The 22347-nt window shown below is 39.2% G+C and carries 21 protein-coding genes; 8 read left to right on the forward strand and 13 right to left on the reverse strand.

Annotated features, from left to right (window positions below):
* From S4054249_RS10710 to S4054249_RS10720, 3 genes are all read right to left on the reverse strand, one after another.
* Nucleotides 1-2565, reverse strand: a complete 2565-nt coding sequence (locus S4054249_RS10710; RefSeq protein WP_046355489.1) for a putative bifunctional diguanylate cyclase/phosphodiesterase — start codon at nt 2563-2565, stop codon at nt 1-3.
* 272 nt (nt 2566-2837) lie between these two features.
* Complete coding sequence (locus tag S4054249_RS10715) at nt 2838-4244, reverse strand: YfcC family protein (protein WP_046355490.1); 1407 nt, start codon at nt 4242-4244, stop codon at nt 2838-2840.
* 121 nt (nt 4245-4365) lie between these two features.
* On the reverse strand, nt 4366-5946 hold the full coding sequence (locus tag S4054249_RS10720; protein ID WP_046355491.1) for a sensor domain-containing diguanylate cyclase: 1581 nt from the start codon (nt 5944-5946) through the stop codon (nt 4366-4368).
* Between the two features lie 270 nt (nt 5947-6216).
* On the opposite strand from S4054249_RS10720, the gene S4054249_RS10725 reads away from it, so the two are divergent.
* The 5 genes from S4054249_RS10725 to yfaE all read left to right on the forward strand — a co-directional run bounded on the left by S4054249_RS10725 (nt 6217) and on the right by yfaE (nt 11106).
* Entirely contained in the window at nt 6217-6414 is a 198-nt protein-coding gene (locus tag S4054249_RS10725; RefSeq protein ID WP_046355492.1) for a hypothetical protein, read from the forward strand.
* A 38-nt stretch (nt 6415-6452) separates the two neighbouring features.
* Nucleotides 6453-6920, forward strand: coding sequence for a nuclear transport factor 2 family protein (locus tag S4054249_RS10730; protein ID WP_046355493.1), 468 nt, complete (start codon nt 6453-6455; stop codon nt 6918-6920).
* A gap of 180 nt (nt 6921-7100) precedes the next feature.
* A complete protein-coding gene (locus S4054249_RS10735) occupies nt 7101-9083 on the forward strand; it encodes a hypothetical protein (protein ID WP_046355494.1) in 1983 nt (660 codons plus the stop codon).
* Between the two features lie 620 nt (nt 9084-9703).
* Complete coding sequence (gene nrdB, locus S4054249_RS10740; RefSeq protein WP_046355495.1) at nt 9704-10834, forward strand: class Ia ribonucleoside-diphosphate reductase subunit beta; 1131 nt, start codon at nt 9704-9706, stop codon at nt 10832-10834.
* Entirely contained in the window at nt 10834-11106 is a 273-nt protein-coding gene (gene yfaE / locus S4054249_RS10745; protein WP_046355496.1) for a class I ribonucleotide reductase maintenance protein YfaE, read from the forward strand. Before nrdB ends, yfaE begins: the two co-directional genes overlap by 1 nt.
* Here yfaE and S4054249_RS10750 read toward each other — a convergent pair.
* Nucleotides 11098-11622 (reverse strand): YaeQ family protein, encoded by a 525-nt coding sequence (locus tag S4054249_RS10750; RefSeq protein WP_046355497.1) that lies wholly within the window; start codon nt 11620-11622, stop codon nt 11098-11100. The two genes, yfaE and S4054249_RS10750, sit on opposite strands and share 9 nt — an antisense overlap.
* Nucleotides 11623-11771: 149 nt before the next feature.
* On the opposite strand from S4054249_RS10750, the gene S4054249_RS10755 reads away from it, so the two are divergent.
* Complete coding sequence (locus S4054249_RS10755; protein WP_046355498.1) at nt 11772-14396, forward strand: TonB-dependent receptor; 2625 nt, start codon at nt 11772-11774, stop codon at nt 14394-14396.
* Nucleotides 14397-14454: 58 nt separating this feature from the next.
* On the opposite strand, the gene S4054249_RS10760 is transcribed toward S4054249_RS10755, so the two are convergent.
* From S4054249_RS10760 to rimK, 5 genes are read right to left on the reverse strand one after another with little or no spacing between them, the layout of a single operon-like run.
* Nucleotides 14455-15066, reverse strand: a complete 612-nt coding sequence (locus S4054249_RS10760) for a mechanosensitive ion channel domain-containing protein (RefSeq protein WP_046355499.1) — start codon at nt 15064-15066, stop codon at nt 14455-14457.
* The gene (locus S4054249_RS10765; protein WP_046355500.1) at nt 15063-15563 is read right to left on the reverse strand and encodes a DUF1003 domain-containing protein; all 501 of its coding nucleotides are present in this window, start codon (nt 15561-15563) and stop codon (nt 15063-15065) included. Before S4054249_RS10765 ends, S4054249_RS10760 begins: the two co-directional genes overlap by 4 nt.
* A 2-nt stretch (nt 15564-15565) precedes the next feature.
* Entirely contained in the window at nt 15566-16000 is a 435-nt protein-coding gene (locus S4054249_RS10770) for an ATP-dependent zinc protease family protein (RefSeq protein ID WP_046355501.1), read from the reverse strand.
* On the reverse strand, nt 15997-17031 hold the full coding sequence (locus S4054249_RS10775) for a succinylglutamate desuccinylase/aspartoacylase family protein (protein WP_046355502.1): 1035 nt from the start codon (nt 17029-17031) through the stop codon (nt 15997-15999). Before S4054249_RS10775 ends, S4054249_RS10770 begins: the two co-directional genes overlap by 4 nt.
* Before the next feature lie 20 nt (nt 17032-17051).
* Nucleotides 17052-17957 carry a 30S ribosomal protein S6--L-glutamate ligase gene (gene rimK / locus S4054249_RS10780; protein ID WP_046355503.1) on the reverse strand — a complete coding sequence of 302 codons (906 nt, stop codon included), beginning with the start codon at nt 17955-17957 and terminating at the stop codon, nt 17052-17054.
* A gap of 145 nt (nt 17958-18102) precedes the next feature.
* Between rimK and S4054249_RS10785 the strand changes: the two genes are divergently transcribed.
* Nucleotides 18103-18945 carry a LysR family transcriptional regulator gene (locus tag S4054249_RS10785; protein WP_046355504.1) on the forward strand — a complete coding sequence of 281 codons (843 nt, stop codon included), beginning with the start codon at nt 18103-18105 and terminating at the stop codon, nt 18943-18945.
* Nucleotides 18946-19219: 274 nt separating this feature from the next.
* Complete coding sequence (locus S4054249_RS10790) at nt 19220-20032, forward strand: hypothetical protein (protein ID WP_046355505.1); 813 nt, start codon at nt 19220-19222, stop codon at nt 20030-20032.
* Nucleotides 20033-20122: 90 nt separating this feature from the next.
* Here the strand turns inward: S4054249_RS10790 and S4054249_RS10795 are convergent, their stop codons facing one another.
* From S4054249_RS10795 to S4054249_RS10810, 4 genes are all read right to left on the reverse strand, one after another.
* Complete coding sequence (locus tag S4054249_RS10795; RefSeq protein ID WP_046355506.1) at nt 20123-20308, reverse strand: YqaE/Pmp3 family membrane protein; 186 nt, start codon at nt 20306-20308, stop codon at nt 20123-20125.
* 346 nt (nt 20309-20654) lie between these two features.
* Nucleotides 20655-21134 (reverse strand): GIY-YIG nuclease family protein, encoded by a 480-nt coding sequence (locus S4054249_RS10800; RefSeq protein ID WP_046355507.1) that lies wholly within the window; start codon nt 21132-21134, stop codon nt 20655-20657.
* Between the two features lie 435 nt (nt 21135-21569).
* Nucleotides 21570-21878: a hypothetical protein gene (locus S4054249_RS10805; protein ID WP_046355508.1), complete on the reverse strand. Its 309-nt coding sequence runs from the start codon at nt 21876-21878 to the stop codon at nt 21570-21572.
* A 14-nt stretch (nt 21879-21892) separates the two neighbouring features.
* Nucleotides 21893-22318, reverse strand: coding sequence for a hypothetical protein (locus S4054249_RS10810; RefSeq protein ID WP_046355509.1), 426 nt, complete (start codon nt 22316-22318; stop codon nt 21893-21895).
* Nucleotides 22319-22347: the final 29 nt, after the last annotated feature.

The following is a 22347-nucleotide window of genomic DNA, read 5'->3' on the forward strand; positions in this document are numbered from 1 at the left end:
CTAGACCCTGTTTGAAGTGATGTTTAGCATATTAAGTTCAATCGACTCTTCACCATTAAACTCTTCTAGCAAATGTATACAAGCCCCTATCGGCCTTGCCGGGCTGTAGTAGTAACCTTGTATATGATCGCAACCAAGCCCTTTTAACACGCTAAGTTGAGTCTCTGACTCAACCCCTTCAGCGATAACTTTTATACCAAGTTGTTTTGCCATATCAACTAGGCAAGAGATCATTATTTGCTTACTCTTATCCTGTAATAAGCTATCAACAAAAGACTTATCTATTTTCAGATAATCCACCTGGTTTTCGATTAAGTGGCTTAAGGATGAATAACCTGTACAAAAGTCATCGAGTGCAATTTTCACTCCCTTTTCTCTTAAGTCTCTTAGCAATTGCCAGGTGTAATGATTTGTCGCCATCGACTCTGTAACTTCCACTGTTAGGCTATCAAATGGAATATTGGCACTTTCGATTGCTTCAGTCACCAAGTCAAATTGATTGTTACTCACTTTGAATTCATTAACCGAGCGGTTGACAGAAATACTCACGTCAGAATACCCATGAGAGTGTATTATGCTTAAGTCATGGCATGCTCTTTTTAAAACAAAGTGCCCTATTTGCTGTATCAAACCAAATTCTTCTGCAATAGGAATAAATGCTCCTGGAGAGATCATTCCTTGCTCATCATCAAACCAACGAACCAAAGCTTCAAACTTAACAATGTACCCTGTCGATTGATCAACAATTGGTTGGTAATAGACGTTCAATAGATCATGCTTGATTGCGTGTCTTAGCTTATCTCTTAACGCAATTTTATTGAGGTACGCAGTTTGAATTTCTTGATTATGGAGCGCTACACTCCCTCTGTTAGTTTTCTTCGCACTTTCTAAAGCATGGGCTGCATTGCGAATAAATTTGGCTGCCGTAATACGTTTTTGGCAATCCAACTGTGCAACTCCTGTGCTGGCAGTCAGCTCAATAGTCAACTCATTAAATACATAAGGCTGTTTTAGCTTTTCATTTAACTTTGAGGCAATATCATAGGCACTTTGCTCATCCATTGAATCAAGCAATATGGCAAACTCATCTCCCCCATATCGCGAAATAGTATCTGCCCTCCTTAAACCATTTTTTAACCGACGTGCCACAGAGACAAGTACTTTATCACCTATTTCTGGGCCGTAAATATCATTCACCTCTTTAAAGTGATCTAGGCCGATAAATAACAATGAACATGGCTGCAATGTACTACGGTTGTGAGATATCCTTGACTCTAGAATGTCCATGAAGCAACGTCGATTAATCAATGCTGTAAGGGGCTCGTGATTTGCATAAAATGTCAATTGAGCTTCATTACGTTTCCAATCAGTAATATCTCTGAAAATGGCAACATAATTGACAATTTCATCGTCTTCGTCACGAACGATATTGAGGGTTAACTCTTCTGGGAAGATTTGTCCGTTTTTTCTTCGATTATAAATCTCACCTTTCCATGTGCCTTCTTTACTGAGTATATCCCACATCTTTTGATAAAATTCAGCGCTGTGTTTACCCGAAGACAATACCGAAGGGTTTCTACCAAGTAACTCAGTATCAGAGTAACCTGTTAGACGTTCAAACGCCCTGTTCACCATGACAATACGATTTTTGTTATCGGTTATCATAATGGCTTCGGTGGCATGCTCAAATACCACATTAGTGAGCTCAAGTTGTTTGTTAAGGGCGTAAATATATGAAATATCCTGAACCGACGCGCAAAAAATCCGCTCATCTTCTTGCTCATCAGATCGCTCTATATGCCCAATAACTCGAAATAACCCTTTGAATTGACTTCTATCTCGATGTGAAACATTAATATCTATATGGTTTATTTGTCCATGCCGTAATTTCTGCATCAACACTCTAAGAGATTTTTGGTCTTTGTCTTTGAGGCTTTCGCAAAACATCTCGAAATCGACTGCTTGATCTGGCAAGTTAACTAGGGTTTGCATTTCTTGGCTAAAGCTATGAATATTCCTGCTTATATTCCAAGACCATGAGCTCAACCTTGCGATCCGCTCCCCTTTCGCTAACTGCTTTACCAAAATTTCTTGAGAGGCCAATTCTAGGTTATGGTTTAGCTCTGCACCAACAAGTAAGCTTAACTCTCTAAACCAATGCTTTTCATCGCTCGATATTTCTATCTTTTCATCAAATAGGCAGACCATAATACCAATAGGCTTATGGTCTAATGCTCTGAGTGTTACACCAAGATAACCATCGATATCAAAAATCTTTAATATTTCGTCCTCAGCATACATTTGCTGTAAATTACAACTGATAGAACAAACACTTTGGCTGTCTTTTGCGTCTTTACAAGGCGTCCCTTCGAGATCATAGATAATATAGTTGGACTTTTCTCCATTGACCGAATAAGCAACCGTTTTTACTCGCGTATCTGAATCAATGAACTTACCAATTAAACAATGAGCTGGCCGAAACTTGTCGTAAATCAGATTGAGTGCCAATTCATAGCGAGCCTCGCTACTTGGCAAATTATAAAAAGTACTGAATGATAGCGTCATCGTTTAAGAATCTTTTAATAATTATAGTTATTAATATGAACTGGAATTAATACAACTCACAATGATAAATAATCAACATTTTGAAATATGAAGATAGATCAATAAAATATCAATAACAAGATTTTGAAATATATAAATAACAATATTTAAACTTTTCAATTCCAGCTTTACCGCTTATAGATACAAACATATTATTTTTATAAAAAGAATACCATTTAAAAAGCAAAAAAAAGCCGTCTTATAAAGACGGCTTTTTGAAAGAAAAATTAACTTTATTCAATAATTGGCTGAACATCTAAGCCATAGCCAAAGCTCACTGCCAATACAAGAACAACTGATGCAGCCAGTAATAACTTACCAATCAGAGGTAAACAGAACCTAAACCAATGTGTGTATGGAACACCGGCCATGCCCAGAATACCCATCAGTACTGCGTTAGTTGGTATAATCATATTTGAGAAACCATCACCAAATTGGTAAGCAAGTACAGCAACCTGACGTGGTACACCAACTAAATCACCGACTGGCACCATGAGTGGCATAGTTACATATGCTTGTCCCGAACCTGAAGGAATAAATGTATTTAAGAAAGTTTGAATAACTAACATGCCTACGGCCGATATTTCTGCAGCCACGTGAGACAGTGGTGACGAAAGACTATATACCAGCGTATGCAAAATTTGGCCATCTTCTAGGATAAGTGCTATACCACGTGCTACACCGATTAAAACAGCAGTCGTAACAAGATCTGATACACCTTCAATAAAGCGCTCTGCTGTTTCATCTGCAGATAATTTACCAATTACAGCAATCACAACACCCCAAGCGACAAATAAACCACCTAGTTCATATAAATACCACCCTTTGGTTGCAATACCCCATACAGCAATACATAACGTAATGATAAAGCTAAATAACACCGCCTGGTGACGACTATTAAGTTTAGGATAATTTGGTTTTGCTTGTCCTTCTAGTGGACAAGGCACACCAATCATCATAGATTTGCTTGGATCGTTTGAGACTTTTTTTGCGTAACTCCACACGTGGTGAAAGCCGATTAAAACAAACGGAATGAAAATCGCGAGTCTTAACTCAATACCAGAATAAACCGGAATATCAGCGATTTGTTGTGCGATAAGAACAGTAAATGGGTTAAACGCTGATACACCATAACCAATGCCATAACCAGCGACAATCATACCTACAGCGGTCATTGCGTCTAGTCTCATGGCCTTACAAAGTGCAACTAAGATCAATACAAATGGGATATATTCACCAGCAGTACCAATTGTGCTCGAAGCCAAAGCAAAACAAAACACAACCATAAATATAAGACGTTGTGGCTTTGTACCATGCTTTTCCAATAAGCGACCAATCAACGCATCAACTGTGCCTGTTGCACGAGCAATGCTCAGTACACCACCTACGATTAATACGAAGAAAATTACATCTTGTGCTTGAGCGAATGCTTTTGGAATTGCAGTTAACAGATCCCATGGAGTAAGATATTGTTTTTGCTCTACGAGCTGATAAGTACCAGCGACAACTATCTGCCTGCCGCTTTCGGTTACGCTTGTTTCAAAAAAGCCCTGAGGTACCACCCATGTGGCTAACAGGGCTACCACCATCATGCCAAGCAACAGCACGAGTGTATGTGGCACTTTCAAAGTTTGTCCCATTTACTACTCCAAATCAATAATATTATAATTTGGCGCGCATCTTACCCACATTTAAGACAAAGATCATTGCCTAAGCTAAAAGTTTGTAAACGATTAGCCGTTTTATGAACAAAAAATGATATTAAGCAGCTTCAAGACAACAACTTCTATTTCTTCCTGCTCTTTTAGCTTGGTACAAAGCTCTATCTGCCAATTCAATCGTTTTGTCTATTCTCATTGAGTTGTTTGGCCATGTAGAGACACCGATTGATACCGTAATACTGATTCCGTCGGGCATAATGTGATTTGAAACTAATTTTCTTAACCTTTCAGCTGTTGCCATTGCTTGAGAAATAGACTGATTTGGCATAAAAATTAAAAACTCTTCCCCACCTATCCGGCAGCAGAAATCATCTCCCCTTGCGTTTTGAATCATTAGATTTGCAAGTTCTTTGAGCACTTTATCACCTGTGCAGTGACCATGACTGTCATTGATAGATTTGAAGTGGTCAATATCAATCGCCAATACTGAAAACCCAATTTTTGAATTGATTGTATTATCTAGCCACAGATCCAGTGACAATCTATTATGTAAAGAAGTGAGCTTGTCTGTTTTTCTATCTGCATCGAGAGACTTTATCACCTGTCGAACCGTACGATGGTTCTGGATTAAAGCATATTTAAGGTTAGCCGCTTCATAATACCAAGCACTTACCCCTGAATTAGCTACACTCTGTTTTTCTACAGTCGCTAGTTGCTTTGCTAGTAATGCTAAAGGCTTTGCAATTAGCCACCCAGCTACAAACACCCATCCTAAAATTACAATAGTAAAAGGGACACTGGAATAAACAACAGATTTATGGGTTACTGCAAGCTGATTTAAAATTGAAATAAGTGGCCTTTGACTCACGACTCCCCACCCAGTCATGGGTATAGACGCGAAGCCAGCAAGCATCTGATTACCACCGCTATTTGTCAACTCCATTGCCCCTGCTTGTCCATTTAAAACACGTTCTATCACAGTATTATTTGATACTTGTTCTCCAATTCTTTTTGGATCTGGGTGATACAAAATACGTTGTTTTTTATCTACAACGTAAGAATATGAACCATCAGCATAATGATGCCTGCCAAGCAACCGATTAAGAATAGTATCACCATGCAGGTAAATCCCCCCCGCAACAAAGCCAAGATATTGACCATGGCCGTTAAAAAGCGGATAAGTTGGGCTAATCATCAAATTTCCAGCCGGAGAGACGAAAGGGTCAAGAACAATAGGTTTTTGCAACATCACTTTATCTAGCTGTTGTGAAGAGATCGACTCCCCTATCACCGGCAACTCAGGTCTAACAGCGATAATTTTACCCGCGCGGCTCACCACAACTAATGAATCAAAGCTATTAGTTTGTGACAACAAACGATCTAGTTCGGCATTGATTAATGCACTATCATCAATGTTCTCTGCAATATGATATGCACTGACATTTAACTGGCTATTTACTGACTGCAAAAAGAGCTGTGTAACTTCTGCAAGTTTTGTTGCATAAGTTTGATTAGCATGCAAAGTATCTTGAATAAACGCTTCCCTATGGACTTGATAGCTCGCAATAACTGCATTGAAGAGAGACAATACAACCCCCCCAGTTGCCAAAGCCAATATGAGTTTTTTTAAATCGATTCTAAAAACGTGCTTTAACACATCTAATAAATTTATCTTAGCCATATAAAGTCATATGTTTTCCCTGCTCTACTTATATTTTAAAACCCTAATTCAGGTAAAAAATTAACCTAGGTCAAGAAGCAGATCATTAGTACAACTTTAATATTAATCCTTTAGTTTGAAGTAACTAATTACATAGCAACGGCAGTTGAAGTCAATTTCTGTTGATTACAGTTACTTAGCAATTTGGGCTTAATAAAACGTTCCAAAAGCATGGTTTGTGCTCTTGTTTCACTTTATAATGTCATCTTGTATTTAGTTTAGGGTTTTTAAATGGGTAAAAAGAGTAAATCTAATCCCTTAGTGACACACTTCACCATTGCCGCTGTTGCACTTGCGTTTTTATGGTTGATAACGGAAGACAAGGATGTATTAGTACTCGGCAATTCTTTGATATTGGTGTATGTTGTATATGCACTGGCTTCCAGATTTGTTGCCGCTAGAAAAAAAAGCAAGCATTCTTCAAAATAACGCTAAAAAGGAAGTCTATAAAAATAACAAGGAAATATATGAAACAGCTCTGCGCAATCCCTCTCGTTTTTCTAACAGCTTGTTCACTCACCAAACCAATAAACCAGTCTGTACATCAACAATGTGAGCAAACGTTATACCAATACACTGAAATAAGAGACAAAGGAACGACCGAGCAGTATGTGAGCTTATTCACCGAAGACGCAACGTTTAATGTAGCAAAGTTGAATATATCTCTGGCCGGCCACCAAGCACTTGCATCAAGATTTGAATCAGCAAGGGCGACAAAAAAATCGATTCACCTTATGACCAGTACCCAAATTTTTTTAGATAAAAACTCGCTTCTTAGCGCCAACTCCAATTTCATTTTGTATCTAAAAAACAAAAATAACGAAGGTGAGACAACAGTGATAGCAGGTCGCTATCTCGATAAGCTAACATTGACAGAAAACACCTGTAAATTCAGCCACCGTGAAGTCATCGTTGATAGAATTGACACACTTTGAGCACATGTTTTTTTACAAAACTTCTAAAATAGCAAATTTGGGCTACATTCTATAAAGCTATTGGATCGTGCATTCAACATTAGCTGGAAGCGAACATGGGTATAAAGCAGTAATTACAAGGAATTGACAGGTTGGTAGATGCAATAGCAAAACCATTTTAATAACCTTGTAGGCATTGCTATGAACATGTATAAACCATTCCAAGGATTATGCTTGGGTTTGGCCTTATTATCGTTGTCTGGCTGTTTAGATAACGATGATGACGATCCAGTCACTAATCCTGTCGATCAAAGCACTAAAGTCACTGTCACCCCATCACTAGGTTTGATAAAAAATGCTGACGTCCAATTATTAACATTAGCGAATAAACAAGTTGTAGAAGGCGCAACAGGCTCAACCGGAGAAGATGGTACAGCCATCATCACTGTCCCCAGTGGTACAACGGGCCCTTTCATTGTTGAAGTAAAACCAACCGCCGAGTCTGAGTATTTCGACGAATCTAAAGGACAATTTTTGCCTTTACCATCAACAACGACCCTAAGAGCGGTCATGGCATCACTGCAAGATCAAGTCGGTGTTACCACTTTAACCGAAATAGCAGCTAACTCGATCATCTCTGCAAATGTGGTCGATGCTACGTCAGTGAATGCGGTCAACGAGCAAATAAAAAACGCCCTAGCACCAGCACTTGATAATATTTTGCAAGCACCACAACTTGTGTCAGAAAACGTTGCAGGCTCAATTAATAATGACCAAGCTGGCATATACGCAACAACACTTGCTGGCCTTGCCAAACTAGGATCCAGCCAAGACAATCCCGCTATTGCTATTTTAAACAGTTTAAAGGCTGATTTTCTAGATAATGTGCTAGATGGAAAGGTAGGCGATCAAGTCTTCGAAAACCCGGTGTATAATGCGGACACCTTTGTATCAGATTTATCAAGTCAAATCAGCGCATATGCCAATAGCTTCGGCGTGGCAGCATTGTCGGCAGACATAAATGGAATATTTTCATTAGATGACATCAAAAAGACGCTAGAAGGTCTTGAAGATATTTTAAAAGACCTGAATCTAGATGATATCTCATTTGATTTTATCCCAGGCGGCCTCATACCAGGTGGTGATGATGACGATGATGATGATCAAGGTAGCGATGACACAGTGCCTACGTTAACCATTACAGGTACTTCTACTACTGCTGGTATTTCTGTCAACTTACCTGAGATTAAACTTGAAAATATCCCTGCACCAAATCCTGAAGATTTGGGTGCAATTGAGCAACAAATAAAGACACAAATCGAGTCACAAGGTATTACTGTGTCTAATTTTTCTTTTCAACTAGTCAGCGCAGATGAAAGCAAACTGGTTGTCAGTGTACAATACACAATTTCCACGCAAGGCGTCACTTCAACCTCGGACCTTACTTACACCTGGACGCCTGGTTATTCAAGTGACGACAATGATGACTCTGATGATAGCAATGATGTGCTACCTGATGCATTAAAAGGCAAAGTCTTTACACTCACCTTTGCAGTAAGTAGTAACAGTGGCTCTCCATATAGCGATGGCCAAGTAGTAGAATTCACATTCTCAAGCTCAGGTGCCTTATTTATCGATCCTAGCCCTGATGCACAAATCCAAATTCAGGAATTTGAAAAGGTTGATGCTAATTACGTTTACACAGACGAGCAAAATGGATTTAAATACTCAGTATCCGTGTTAAATGAGAAGCTCAATGAAGTGAACTTAAGTACCCTTGAAAATGTTTTCTTAGGCCAGTTCACAGAAAAGTCGACAGACGGTCAAATAGAAAACCTTGAATTAATCACTGAATTTGCAAATACATATACAGTCACAGGAACTGGACACAGTCGAGGTACGGTTATTATTGAATCAGGCGGTACAATTAATTTTGATACTGGTCTCAGTTTTGACACATCGATGATCGTGGCAATTTTCGATAGAAGACGAGATAGCAGTGGCCAGCCGTTGGATGAACCTAGAATTCAGGTAAATTATGGCGACGATGATGATGGACCAGTTATTATGTTATTCCTCAATGAGGATCTGGAATCAATCAAGATGTTTAGATATAGAAATATAAACGAAGATATGCAAGTTGACGTAACAGTCGTTACCGCAACTGGAGGGTCAGGTGGTTAAAAGCGCCCTTTGATACCCTGAGTGCTTAAAAGTCATTTTAAGCACTCAGTTTTAAACTCATACTAAACGCAACGTATTTGACACATACAGCGGCAAATTAACCATGCCCTATTCATTGCCCAACAATTTCACATCACAAGTAAGCTATAAATTATAGTTAACTCATAAAAATATTTATCAAAAGCCGGTGCTTTGTACTCAACCTAAGATACAAATGAAAATTTACATTTTTCAATTTGATATCCATTTATTATTCAGTAGTCAAAAAACAACCCAGTCCAATAAGTCAAATTAACCATCTGTTATTATTGATTAAATACAAACCTGAATCAATAAAACGATACATTGTTACACCCATAGTGACACTTTTGTCAAGACGCGAAAGTGCCAATTGTCTGAAATATATTTGCGGTGAAAAATCTATTTCTGTGATACATTCGTATATTGAAAAACACGCTTTGGGTTTGATGACATGAAGTGGCCAGGTTCTAATTTGGGTGCAGAATCTGAACACACTATTTGTGTGGTTTTGTCCACTTCAAGTTATGATAAATTGTAAACTTTTCCGCGGTTAGTGCTCTGTCAACAGCCGCTAAATTTTTTGGTATCGAGTATTATTTATGTCGTATTCTACGTTTAACAGAAAACATAATGACCAACTAAAAGAGCCAATGTTCTTTGGCCAATCTGTTAATGTATCTCGCTATGATCAGCAGAAATATCCAATATTTGAGAAGCTAATTGAAAAACAACTTTCTTTCTTTTGGCGTCCAGAAGAAGTCGATGTAAGTAAGGATAGATTAGACTTTCAAGCGCTGCCTGAGCATGAAAAGCACATATTTTTGAGTAACTTAAAGTATCAAACGTTACTTGACAGTGTTCAAGGCCGCTCTCCAAATGTTGCGCTTTTACCAATAGTATCAATTCCTGAGTTAGAAACTTGGATTGAAACATGGGCATTCAGTGAAACAATTCACAGCCGTTCATACACTCATATCATCAGAAACGTGACTAAACAACCAGAAGTAATTTTTGATGATATCGTAGAGAATGAGAAGATCAGTGAACGTGCAGACTCGGTTACTAAATATTATGACGAATTAATCGAGAAAGTATCTATCTACAACATGTATGGTGAAGGTAAACACCAAATAAATGGTGAAACAGTTCACATCAACTTGTTTGAACTTAAAAAGCTGCTTTACCTTTGCATTATGTCTGTAAACATTCTTGAAGCTATCCGTTTCTATGTAAGCTTTGCCTGCTCATTCGCATTTGCTGAACGTGAACTTATGGAAGGTAACGCTAAAATCATTAAGCTAATTGCTCGAGATGAAGCACTTCACTTATCTGGTACACAGCATATGTTAAATATCATGCAAGAAGGCAAAGACGATCCAGAAATGTCAATCGTTGCAGCCCAGTGTGAACAAGAAGCGATTAAGATGTTTGTTGAAGCTGCTGAGCAAGAAAAAGAATGGGCAGAGTACTTATTTAAAGACGGATCAATGATCGGCTTAAACAAAGACATACTGTGCCAGTACGTTGAGTACATAACAAACGTACGTATGACCGCTGTCGGTTTACCAGCTCAGTTTGAGAGCAAGAGCAACCCAATCCCTTGGATCAACGCTTGGTTAGTATCTGATAATGTTCAGGTAGCGCCGCAAGAGGCTGAGATCAGTTCATACTTAGTAGGTCAAATTGATGCTGAAGTAAGCGCTTCAGACTTTGGTGATTTCGACCTATAATGGAAGAAAAGCCACAACTGAAGATTTCAATTGAAGACCATGATGAGCCGCTTAAATTTTCGGCTCAGTCACCTTCTCTACTATGCACTTTAGAACAAAACAATATCGAAATTCCTTATCAATGTCGTGAAGGTTATTGCGGCGCATGCAGAGCCAAGCTTTTAGATGGGCAAGTTGCTTATAACCAAGAACCTTTGGCATTTGTAAGGGATGGAGAAGTTTTGCTGTGTTGCTCGAAACCAATTACTGATGTTGTGATTAAGCTAACTTAAGCGAACAACATCGCTTTGAAAGTAATCGTCGCCATTACTAATACTAATGGCGCCATCATCAATAATCACATCCCAATGTAAGCTACGAGTCAGTGCCTCCACCAATTCATCAACAAAACGCGATTCAATCGCAAAGATTTTTAAGTTGTTAAAAGCAACTAAATGGGGCTTTAACTCGTCAAACCATTGTTCGTTATTGGTGTTAAAAATGATGATTTTACTATAAAGACGCGTGTATCGCTGTAGTGCGCTCAAATCTGGAAATTCTACAAACAGTGCGTTTTCTATCTCACCATTTTCTAACTCATGCCACACGTCTGGGTGGTGTTTTTCTCTGCTGTTAAGCCATCGAACTTCATCTTTGTATGACAAAGCGCAGTAAGCTATCAGCTTAAGCACAAAATGCGGGAGTGTCTCCGCCTTTTGAAGAGCAGCTGTGAAAGTCTCTAGATGATTCGCTTGATGAAACAAATCAGCAATTTTCAATCTTACCTTAAAGACGAATGGCCCTGTCATTGTTTCGTCCTATGAACGTTTTATTATTTTAAATATAGGAACAGACAAACATATTTCAAATATAAAGTTATAGTATAACATCATTGTTTTATAGGTTTTGCAGTGTTATATTATTACACGTTCACAATCACATACAGAAAAGAAGTACAATGTTTAAACAATCTTTGATTTCTCTGAGTGTCAGCGCAGTAATGCTGTCAACGTCAGCTTTTGCTGGTGAGTTAAGCGGTAAAGTAGTTGATAACAACAATCTTCCTATTAGCAACGCTAATGTTCATCTACACGGTAAGTCTCAAACGATTAAAACAGATGACAATGGTAACTTTACTATTGCTGTAGACGCAGCGTCTGAGCTTCACGTTTCAAAAAACAACTTTATCGATCAACGTTTAGACGTAAACCCAGATTCTCCTTTTGTAACTGTTACACTTACACCAAGCTCTATTGAAAGCATCGTCGTATATGCTTCAGCACTTCACAAAAGTAACATGGAGATGGCATCACCTGTAACAGTAGTAAGCGGTGATAAATTAAAGAATTCAGCAAAGCCTACTTTAGGTGAAACCCTAAAAGACTTGCCTGGTATCAATGCGAGCTACTTTGGCCCAGTTTCTTCAAGCCCAATCATCCGTGGCTTAGATGGTCCTCGTGTTAAAATCACACAAAACGGATTAGACAGCAGTGACGCATCTCGTATTGGTCCTGACCATGCAAACACCAACGACGCATTAAGCGCAGAACAAATTGAAGTACTACGTGGCCCAGCTACCCTACTATATGGTTCTGGCGCAATTGGTGGTGTTGTAAATGTTGTTGACAATCGCATTCCAACAGATGTTGTGGAAGCGCCTCAAGGTGCTGTTGATTACAGCCATGATACAAATTCAAATACCAATACAGTTGCTGCACTATTTGAAGCTGGCCACAACGGTTTCAATTTCCACTTTGATGGTGTTAAGCGCAAAGGCGGTGACTATGAAACGCCGAGCTTTAAGTTACCTGGAGATCATGATGAACACCACGAAGATGAGCATGATCACGACCATGAAGAACATGGCCATGACGAGCATGAAGGTGAGGAGCACGCAGCTGAATACGCAGAAAAAGTAGATAATACGTTTATCGACTCTGAAGTATTTAACATTGGCACAAGCTATGTCACTGACCATATGACTGTAGGCCTTTCGTACGGTAGCATCGAGACCGATTATGGTATCCCTGCACACAGTCATGACCACGGACATGACCACGGACATGACCATGATCACGGGCACGACCACGGACATGACCATGATCACGGGCACGACCACGATGAGCATGATCATGATGAACATGGCCACGACGAGCACGGTCATGATGAGCACGACCACGACGACCATGGTGATGAAGATGCACACGGGCACGACGAAGAAAACCACAATGTGTTTGCACGCGTAAAACAAGATCGTTGGCAAGCATTGTTCAACTATGCCCTTCATAACAACTGGCTTGAGTCAATCCAAGTACGCGCTGGTTACACTGATTATGAACATGCTGAAATTGAAGCTGGCATGGTTGGCACAGTGTTCAAAAATGAAACAACTGAGCTAAGAACCAATTTCGAACACCGTATTGGTGAGTGGCATGGTATTTTTGGCTACCACTATTCTGACAGCGATTATGAAGCACAAGGTGCTGAAGCATTTACCCCTGCAACTAACACCACAACACATGCTTTCTACGTATTAGAAGAGCGTGAGTTTGGCGACTTTACGTTAGAGTTAGGCGCACGAATTGAAAATTACGAGCTATCTAGCCGCATCACTGAAACGCATATTGGACATGAAGAAGACCACGATGAGCATGATCACGAAGAACACGATCATGACCATGACCATGACCATGACCATGGGCACGAAGAAGCTTTAGTAAAAACCACTCAAATTACTGACTACACACTTGATATGACCAATGTTAGTGCGTCAGTAGGTGGTGTTTATACTTATGCACCAGGCCATAACGTCGCTGTTAGTCTATCGCGCTCAGAACGTGCCCCGCTAACTGCTGAGCTATTGTCTAACGGCTTGCATATCGCAACAAGCACTTATGAGTTAGGTCTTGGTTACCACATCGAAGGCACTGAAATTCATTTTGAGCCAACAGATATTGAAAAAGAAACTGCAACGAATTTAGATATTAGTTTCCGTCGCTTTATCGGTGATTTCGGCTACACGGTGAACTTCTTCTATAACGACATTGCTGATTTCTATTATCAAGAGAAAACAAACTATTTCTTTACGTCTGAGCATGGTTTAGAAGTTGCTGATCACGAGCATGAAGGTGCACGTGATGTATACCAGTTTGTTAGTCAAGACGCTGAGCTATACGGTTTAGAGTTTGACGTCCATTACCAGATTAATGACTTTAATCGTGTGAAAGTATTTGGTGATCACCTACGCGCTAAGCTAGATAATGGCCAAAACCTTCCACGTATTCCTAGCAACAAACTAGGCGTAAGCTATGGCTATGAGAAAGGTCCTTTCTCAGCAGACATGACAATTACCCGTTACCTAGAGCAAGACAAAATCACATCATACGAGACTGAAACGAAAGGTTACACACTTGTAGATGCCAGCATGAGCTACGACTTTGCTGTTAAAGGTATCGACATGGTTGGTTACCTAAACCTTGAAAACTTGACTGACGAGTTAGGCTTCGTACATAGCTCATTCATCAAGGACCAAGCGCCTCTGCCTGGGCGCAATGTTAAGCTTGGTATCAGAGCTTACTTCTAACCAGTTCCTTTCTTTTATAGAGACCCAAAATGCTGTCCTTCGGGGCAGCATTTTTATTTTAAGTGCTTTCCTTATCTTTGGTGTCACTGCTCTTTTTTTCATAAACCTGAGCTATTTTGCCCATACCAGCAACACGCGTTCTTGGATTTATTTGCGTCGGCCGCCCCAACAATAAGTTATTAGGGTAAATCACCACCTCTCTATCTTCAGTAATAAACTGAGTGTTAAAAACACCGATGTCTGCAATATAGCCTTCGATGTAGTTATCACCGTCAATCACTCTTATAAAGTTGCCACGTCTGTATGCACTGTGAAATAACAATACAAAATATGCTGTGATATTGCTCAGTACAGACCAATTGGCGAATAATGCTACACCTGTCACAGTTAAAATTGAGGTAGAAACCAACATCATACCGCTGATGTCTACACCCCAAACCACCAGCAACACCGCAACGACCACAATGCCACTTAAAAATCGAACGGTTAAATAGGCTTTTTTCAGAGCGTCGTTTTTGAACCCGCCTTCATCAACACTTTTATCAATTTTAGGAAACAGCTGTCGCGTCAGAACTATATAACACAGCACAACAATGGCCGACCAAAATATGGGGACACCTTGTTGTTGTACCCAAAGTATTGCTGTATCAAGGATAGCGCTGTCTGTCATTTTTTACTCTCTTTTATCAGTAATTTATGTATTTCATCTACTTTTTGGTTAAGCCGCATGATCTCAAGTTCTGACTTTAAGTTAACCTCATAACTTTTGCTAAATGCCAGTCTATCTTTCGATGTTTGCCTATTTTGAGACATCATAATGATCGGTGCCTGAACAGCTGCAAGCGTCGATAACACGAGATTCAGCAAAATAAAAGGATATGGGTCGAATGCATCTTCCTGTGTCAACCACACTGTATTCAGCACGACCCAAAATACCATAATTGACACAAATATAATGATAAAACGCCAAGAACCGCCAAATTCAGCCACTTTATCAGCCATGCGCTGACCAAACGTCAGTTCATCATGAAAGCTCTCATTGATATTTGCGACAATCACTTCCTGTGAAGAAATACTGTCGACAACACTTTTTTCAACAGGGCCTAATTCATCGCCTTCAGTACCTAAAGACGCTTTTGCAAAATTTTCAATTTTGTCACTTTTCATAATTACACCTCACTAGACATAACAAATGTTTGTGATACATCAACATAAAATAAACCGCTTAACGCTTGCCGACCTAACAACATCAGATATGTCATATCGGCTCTATTAGTCAGCGTTACTTCTATATCCCATTCAAAATCCCCCAGCTGGGCACGTGTCTTAATCACATAACGCTGCTCACTCATGCCATTCGATGACTTGACCTTCCTAACATCATGAAGTGGTGCACTGCATCGGATCACTTTATCTACATTGTGCATCTCTGGATGAATATCAAACTCAACCCCTGGCTTGCCTTTTACTGACACTTGCTTGATATTATCAACATGCAGTGATGAGGTTTGCGCGCCGGTGTCTACTCTTACAGGCAAACATGTAATACCAAATTCTGATAAGTTAATCGCCTCAATATGTCCAATAATCATTTTGTCTTTCATAATAGCTGTTCACTTGATTCTGTATTGACAACTAACTCTTGTTCAACATGTTCGATCTTTTTTGATACCTGCTGACTAGGCCCTGAAAAAAACGCAATATGAAACATCGCTTCACCTTCTTGCACTAACGGAATATTTTGCTTTCCAATGATCACACCATCTTTCATTGCGACAACTTGCCCTAAAGTCTTACCATAATGATTACCAATATCGGCCAATACATCGCCCGTTTTTACCTGATCGCCAAGGTTGAAATAGTTAGCCACGATCCCACTGGCACTGGCTCTGACCCAACTACTGTTGTCGGCAATAAAACTAAACGTTTTCTTGGCACTTGCTCCCCTAGAAGACATCATTTTCAAGTAGCGCAAGACATTCACAATACCTTTTATCCCCATGCGTATAGAGAGCTCATCAAACCGTAAAGCTTCACCAGCCTCATATACGAGCACTCGGGTATCACATGTTGCAGCAGCTTCACGAAGCGATCCCTCCAAAATTTCACAGTTTAGCACCACTGGAGCACCAAACGACTTTGCCAGCTCAAGCGTGACCTCATCCGCTAAATTAGCGCGAATTTGCGGCAGGTTTGATCTATGGATCGCCCCTGTATGCAAATCAATCCCGTAGTCACAATGTGCCACGACTTCTTTTAATAGCGTATTAGCGAGCCTTGCCGCCAACGAACCTTTATCAGACCCAGGGAAGCTACGATTGAGATCTCTTCTGTCAGGCATATACCTTGACTGATTTACCACCCCATATACATTCACAATTGGCACTGCTATTAACGTCCCTTTTGTTATTTTAAAGTTTTTTACGGTGAGTAATCGTCGGATTATCTCAACGCCATTCAACTCATCACCATGTACTGCCGCACTGACAAAAATAGTCGGCCCCGGCTTCTTGGCTCTGACAATGTGCACAGGTAAATGAACATCAGCATCTGTGTAAAGTTTCGCAACGGGTATATCAACCTGACACGTTTGACCCAACAAGATGTCTTTACCACCAATGGTTATTAATGACATACGTTTACAGTCCTATTTAATTAACCTTTACCACGGGTGCGCGTTGAATTTGGCTTTGCATTTTTCTCGATGAACTCAACCAACTTACCAGCAACATCTAACCCCGTTGCGCTTTCAATACCTTCTAAGCCAGGAGATGAATTCACTTCCATGACCATTGGCCCATTATTTGAACGGAGTAGGTCTACTCCGCAAAAATTCAATCCCATCACTTTTGCTGCATTCACGGCAGTTTCTCGCTCTTCTTTTGTGAGCTTTACAATCTCAGCAGTACCACCTCGGTGTAAATTTGAGCGAAACTCTCCTTCTGCACCTTGGCGCTTCATTGCGGCCACAACACGGCCGCCGATCACTAAGCATCTGATATCTGCCCCACCAGCCTCTTTAACAAACTCCTGCACAAGTATGTTTGCTTTGAGGCCCATAAAAGCTTCGATAATACTTTCTGCTGCCTTTGCCGTATCAGCCAACACAACCCCTATTCCCTGAGTCCCCTCTAGCAGTTTAATAACAAGTGGCGCACCACCGACGTTTTTAATTAAGTCTTTTATATTATCTGGCTTGCTAGCAAAACCCGTCCTAGGTAGCCCAATGCCTTTGCGAGATAAAAGCTGCAAAGAACGTAATTTATCTCTAGAGCGGCTGATTGCGACAGACTCGTTGACATTAAATGTCCCCATCATTTCAAACTGTCTTGCAACGGCCGTCCCGTAGTATGTAATTGATGCCCCAATGCGTGGCACAATTGCATCGTACTTAGGTAGCTCCTCACCATGGTAACGGACCGCAGGCCTGCTACTTGTGATATCCATATAGCAATGCAAGGTATCTATTACATCCACTTCATGGCCTCTTTTTATACACGCTTCTTTTAAACGGCGTGTTGAATACAAGTTTTCACTTCGAGATAAAATTGCGATTTTCATTTTTATAATTTCACTGTGTCTGTATGTTTGATGACGCAAATGTAAGCCAGCTTTACTGAAAAGAAAAACGAAATAAAATTCATAGTTTGATAAATTATTTTTATTAAACTAAGCTAGCGTTTTGACTCTTTTTGCGACTTAATGAATGAAAATCGAGCTCCTTACCACCTTTTTAGAAGTTAGCCAAACTCTACATTTTAGGGCTTCGGCTGATAACCTTTACATAACACAAGCAGCAATTAGCAGCCGAATAAAATTACTCGAACAAGAACTGGGCGTATTACTATTTGATAGAAGCCAAAAGCGCCTTAAGCTTACACCGGAAGGACATAGGCTTGTGAAGCACGCCAACGAAATGATGATTATGTGGCAAAAGCTAAAGCAAGACGTAGGTGTCAGTGAAGGCAATGTAAGCCAGTTGTTTGTCGGGTCAATGATGTCCATTTGGGACATTGTTTTACAAGATTGGCTGCAAAAAATTGATAGAAACTTAGATGATGTTCAGCTTCATATTCAAAACTATTCACCTTTAGAATTAAGAAAGCAGCTGCTGGCAAGATTGATAGATATTGCTTTCATATTCGAGCCGCCTTACATCGAAGAGATCGTCACAGAGAAAGTAAGTACAGTGCCATTGCAATTAGTATCAACCTATCAAAATTTAGAATTAGACCAAATTGAAAGCATAATACAGGTTGATTATGGTGAGGCAGTAAATAGCCAGTTCATTCGAGACTTTTTTGACACTACGACGATTAAACATACCATGAGTCAGCCCCGAATTGCCTTAAACTTTATCACAGAGGCTGGCGGCACAGCATATCTCCCAAGGCAAATGTGCTTTGACTTGATCCGCAAGAAAAAACTGTTTTTAGTCGAAAAAGCCCCAGTTTATACCAGAGAGATTTTTGCTATGTATTTGGCAAAAAGTAATAAGGCAGATCTGATCAAAGACTCATTGATGCTTTTCCCTTATTTACGCAACTAATCGCTACCAGGTTGATAGATTTTATTTATCACACTAGAGACTTTAAAGAATTAAATTTATTCATCGATGCATATTTATATTTACTTACCAATACATTTATTTAGAACTCAAACAAACCACCCTCAAGAAATCACTGAAAATTTAGATTCCACCCCATAAATATTGGCCAAAATTGAAATTAACTCTCAAACATGCCATGATAAAACCCTCGAAAAGATTAGAGCTCTAACAATAAAGCTTAAAACAAAAATTTAAAGCAAATGAGAAAAATCAAATGAGTGTAGATAACACCCTAGAATTTAGTACTGCCAATAGGCTAACGTCTGCAAATTTGACCCACTCTAGGTTAAGAGAGAACACGATAGAGTCAATTGAACAAGAAACGCATAAATTATGTAATACTAAAATTAGTTACATGATCCACGAGTCTCAACTCGATCTATTTATAAAAAAAGATTATCAAGTAGAAGCTTGCATCCCTTGCTACTGTGATTCACGAAGTGCTTTGTACATTGCTAAATATTTTGACAATGCAAGAGCAAAAGAAATTGGTAAAACAGAGCATGACTCTGTATTAGATGCCATTACTTCTGTATCAAATGAAAGCGATATAATACCTTCTGGCTTATCTATGGTCCGTCTGGCACAACAAAGTGATGCAATAGACATAGCCAAATTACAATTTAGCAAGGCTTGCCATTACGCAACATATAATCAAAGCGAACGAGCAATCATCGATGATATGCAACAAGGTAGTGATTATCTTGTGTTTGAATTTCTCAATAATATCGTGGCGTATGTTAGAGTCACTTACTCATCTAAGTCGGCTGTAGCAAGTATTTCAAATATAGTTATTGCAGATCATCTCGATACGTTAGACGTAAAACGTGATCTGATAACACATACCAATTCACATTTGACAACATTGGGGATCTCACTAATACAGACACAATGTTTATCTGACAATTTCGATAAAAACAAAGTTTTGCACCAAGCTGGTTTCAATTTTGCCGGCAGGCTCATCAACCAAACTTACCGTCACGGCGAGCCAGTATCAGTAAATGTTTGGAGTACACCTGTGGCATAGTTACTCATAACACACAAACTCAAGGTTGAAGAAAAGAAAGGTTATAGAGCTAACCACCCCCTCGATTAGCCCCTTTTTTTACTATAAGGTTTAGTCACCTGTTTTATTGGTCACTACCAGCCAAATAGCATGGATCATACCTGGCAGTCCGCCTAGTAGGGTCAACACAATATTGATAAAAAAGTGCAGACTGAAGCCAACTTGCAAAAACGCACCAATAGGAGGAAGAAAAATTGCAAAAATTAAGTTGAGGATACTGACATTATTTGAGCTCATATTCACTCTCTACTTGTTATGCTAAAAAAACGTGCTAGCTTCAAGCTAGCTATATGGATTGCATTCTACTGCTAATGGTAACTGTTAAGTTTTGACTCATTAAATACTCAGCACAGAGCAGAGACTGAGTCTGATGTCAGCTACGGTTTAAAGATAGCTTAAAAACACAAAACCATTAAACAAAAAACACAAAAAAAATTACCTTTAAGCAACATTAATCCATACCAAAAAACTAGTTCTTAGGTTTATCACAGCACGATTGAGACTGTTTATCTGAATGCTCTGTTGATTGGCATATCAATTAGTAAGCCAAACTCCTAAGTCATTTTTTAGATTGCGTCACAATTCAACACCAGAACTCACCCGAACACTCAGGTACTATAGAGCCTCTAAATCCATCATTTCTAACGAGTAGGTTTGCACAACTGTTTGATGCTTTGTCTATATTTTGCCGATTCAATGCTGGCATATTTGAGGCTATTAAGAGTGACTCAACATCTTTAATTTGTTGAACATCCGTAACAGGTGCTTGTTTATGATAAATCTCACCAAAACGCACAGTTAATCCATGGTGTTGCCAAAACCTACCGTCTAGGTGCTCTTGAATTCTTTTCTCAAAATTACGATTGTTAGACAACTTTGTCATGCCAATATAGAGCAATACATTGAGACCATATATAGGATGATCACCATAAATCTGATACACACCAAAAGATTGAGATATCTCTTTAGGTGTTTCCTTACATAAATTGTAAACGTTTTCTTTTAAACAATATTTGATTGCATATGGCTCTGACCAATAAACAAAGATTCTTTTTAAATTCATTTTCTAACTAACCACTTTTTTGTGCCAACGTTGATAAAATAGCTTGGGCCAAATAAAAATATTGATTTAACAAATACCTCCAAAATTTCAAACCATACTATTAATACCAACCCCATTACAAACTAAAGAAGTTATAGTTAAATATCAACCAAGTGTAATTAGGTGTAATATAATAGACGTCGCGTTTCTGTTTCATGTATAAAGCGGAAGTCAAAGGTAGAATATCGTTCGTAAAAGATTTACGGCTCTCTTAACGCTGAGCTAAAAATCTGAAATTAACGGTGATTACGAATAAGAAAAACGCGAAAACTGCTAGCACCGACATACTAATAAAAAAACGATGAGCAAGTCATGAAAAAACTAAGCAGAATTAAAATGTAAAGACTGGTGCTATCGAAGTTGAATAACACCAGATGATTATGCATCACTCTAAAACTAAGAGATTGAATTCGCTGATTTTAAAATATAGCTTATCGCCGCTTGACATATTTTGGTTATCGTTGCTTTTGCTATGACTTTTAAAGTCAATAACTCCGTCTCAAAAACCAATGATTCCCTTTGAAGTTCAGCGTTAAACTCGTCTTCCGTTAACTCTCCATTGGCTCGAGCAGTAATCAGCTGAGCAATAGACTCTTTACTCGCACCTAACGCTTTATGGACACCTTCTGCAACATCTTCAACATCAGCTGAAAATTCTCTACACAGAAAGTCGCCAGTGTCCCTTATAAGTTCATCTATGTTCATATCAATATCTCCTTTTATTCTGGTTTAGCATTTTCGGCAACAAGCATCGCTTTTAATACCCGATTATACTGTTTAGATCGGCGTTTAATTAAAGTGTCACCCAGTGTATTATGTTGTTGGTGATTAGATATGTCTTGTCTCCATAATTTCAGTAAATTTTCGCTTTGAGTAACAGACTCAGAGTTATAAGCCCTATGTTCGTTAAGCGCCTTCAAAACTTGAATATCTACCTCTATGGCATGATAGTTTTGTTTGTAGTTTAGAAAGTCGCGCGATTGCTTCTCTGTTAACAACATCCTATGCCAATGCATATCAATTCTTACCTTTGTCTGCACCAACAGCAATTTCACCTGTGGATCATGATGAGCAATTTTGGCCCACTGACAAGCCGACAACATAAAACAGGCTAACACCACTAGCCAAAACCTAACTTTCCGCATACTCTATCCTTTCCAAAATGTTATCTTTA

The sequence above is a fragment of the Pseudoalteromonas luteoviolacea genome, from assembly GCF_001750165.1.
Taxonomy (GTDB): domain Bacteria; phylum Pseudomonadota; class Gammaproteobacteria; order Enterobacterales; family Alteromonadaceae; genus Pseudoalteromonas; species Pseudoalteromonas luteoviolacea_G.

Bases quoted from the DNA above. Each gene is read 5' to 3' on its own strand.
- S4054249_RS10710 (WP_046355489.1), bottom strand. From the start codon at position 2,565: ATGACGCTATCATTCAGTACTTTTTATAATTTGCCAAGTAGCGAGGCT.
- S4054249_RS10715 (WP_046355490.1), bottom strand. From the start codon at position 4,244: ATGGGACAAACTTTGAAAGTGCCACATACACTCGTGCTGTTGCTTGGC.
- S4054249_RS10720 (WP_046355491.1), bottom strand. From the start codon at position 5,946: ATGGCTAAGATAAATTTATTAGATGTGTTAAAGCACGTTTTTAGAATC.
- S4054249_RS10725 (WP_046355492.1), top strand. From the start codon at position 6,217: ATGGGTAAAAAGAGTAAATCTAATCCCTTAGTGACACACTTCACCATT.
- S4054249_RS10730 (WP_046355493.1), top strand. From the start codon at position 6,453: ATGAAACAGCTCTGCGCAATCCCTCTCGTTTTTCTAACAGCTTGTTCA.
- S4054249_RS10735 (WP_046355494.1), top strand. From the start codon at position 7,101: ATGAACATGTATAAACCATTCCAAGGATTATGCTTGGGTTTGGCCTTA.
- nrdB (WP_046355495.1), top strand. From the start codon at position 9,704: ATGTCGTATTCTACGTTTAACAGAAAACATAATGACCAACTAAAAGAG.
- yfaE (WP_046355496.1), top strand. From the start codon at position 10,834: ATGGAAGAAAAGCCACAACTGAAGATTTCAATTGAAGACCATGATGAG.
- S4054249_RS10750 (WP_046355497.1), bottom strand. From the start codon at position 11,622: ATGACAGGGCCATTCGTCTTTAAGGTAAGATTGAAAATTGCTGATTTG.
- S4054249_RS10755 (WP_046355498.1), top strand. From the start codon at position 11,772: ATGTTTAAACAATCTTTGATTTCTCTGAGTGTCAGCGCAGTAATGCTG.
- S4054249_RS10760 (WP_046355499.1), bottom strand. From the start codon at position 15,066: ATGACAGACAGCGCTATCCTTGATACAGCAATACTTTGGGTACAACAA.
- S4054249_RS10765 (WP_046355500.1), bottom strand. From the start codon at position 15,563: ATGAAAAGTGACAAAATTGAAAATTTTGCAAAAGCGTCTTTAGGTACT.
- S4054249_RS10770 (WP_046355501.1), bottom strand. From the start codon at position 16,000: ATGAAAGACAAAATGATTATTGGACATATTGAGGCGATTAACTTATCA.
- S4054249_RS10775 (WP_046355502.1), bottom strand. From the start codon at position 17,031: ATGTCATTAATAACCATTGGTGGTAAAGACATCTTGTTGGGTCAAACG.
- rimK (WP_046355503.1), bottom strand. From the start codon at position 17,957: ATGAAAATCGCAATTTTATCTCGAAGTGAAAACTTGTATTCAACACGC.
- S4054249_RS10785 (WP_046355504.1), top strand. From the start codon at position 18,103: ATGAAAATCGAGCTCCTTACCACCTTTTTAGAAGTTAGCCAAACTCTA.
- S4054249_RS10790 (WP_046355505.1), top strand. From the start codon at position 19,220: ATGAGTGTAGATAACACCCTAGAATTTAGTACTGCCAATAGGCTAACG.
- S4054249_RS10795 (WP_046355506.1), bottom strand. From the start codon at position 20,308: ATGAGCTCAAATAATGTCAGTATCCTCAACTTAATTTTTGCAATTTTT.
- S4054249_RS10800 (WP_046355507.1), bottom strand. From the start codon at position 21,134: ATGAATTTAAAAAGAATCTTTGTTTATTGGTCAGAGCCATATGCAATC.
- S4054249_RS10805 (WP_046355508.1), bottom strand. From the start codon at position 21,878: ATGAACATAGATGAACTTATAAGGGACACTGGCGACTTTCTGTGTAGA.
- S4054249_RS10810 (WP_046355509.1), bottom strand. From the start codon at position 22,318: ATGCGGAAAGTTAGGTTTTGGCTAGTGGTGTTAGCCTGTTTTATGTTG.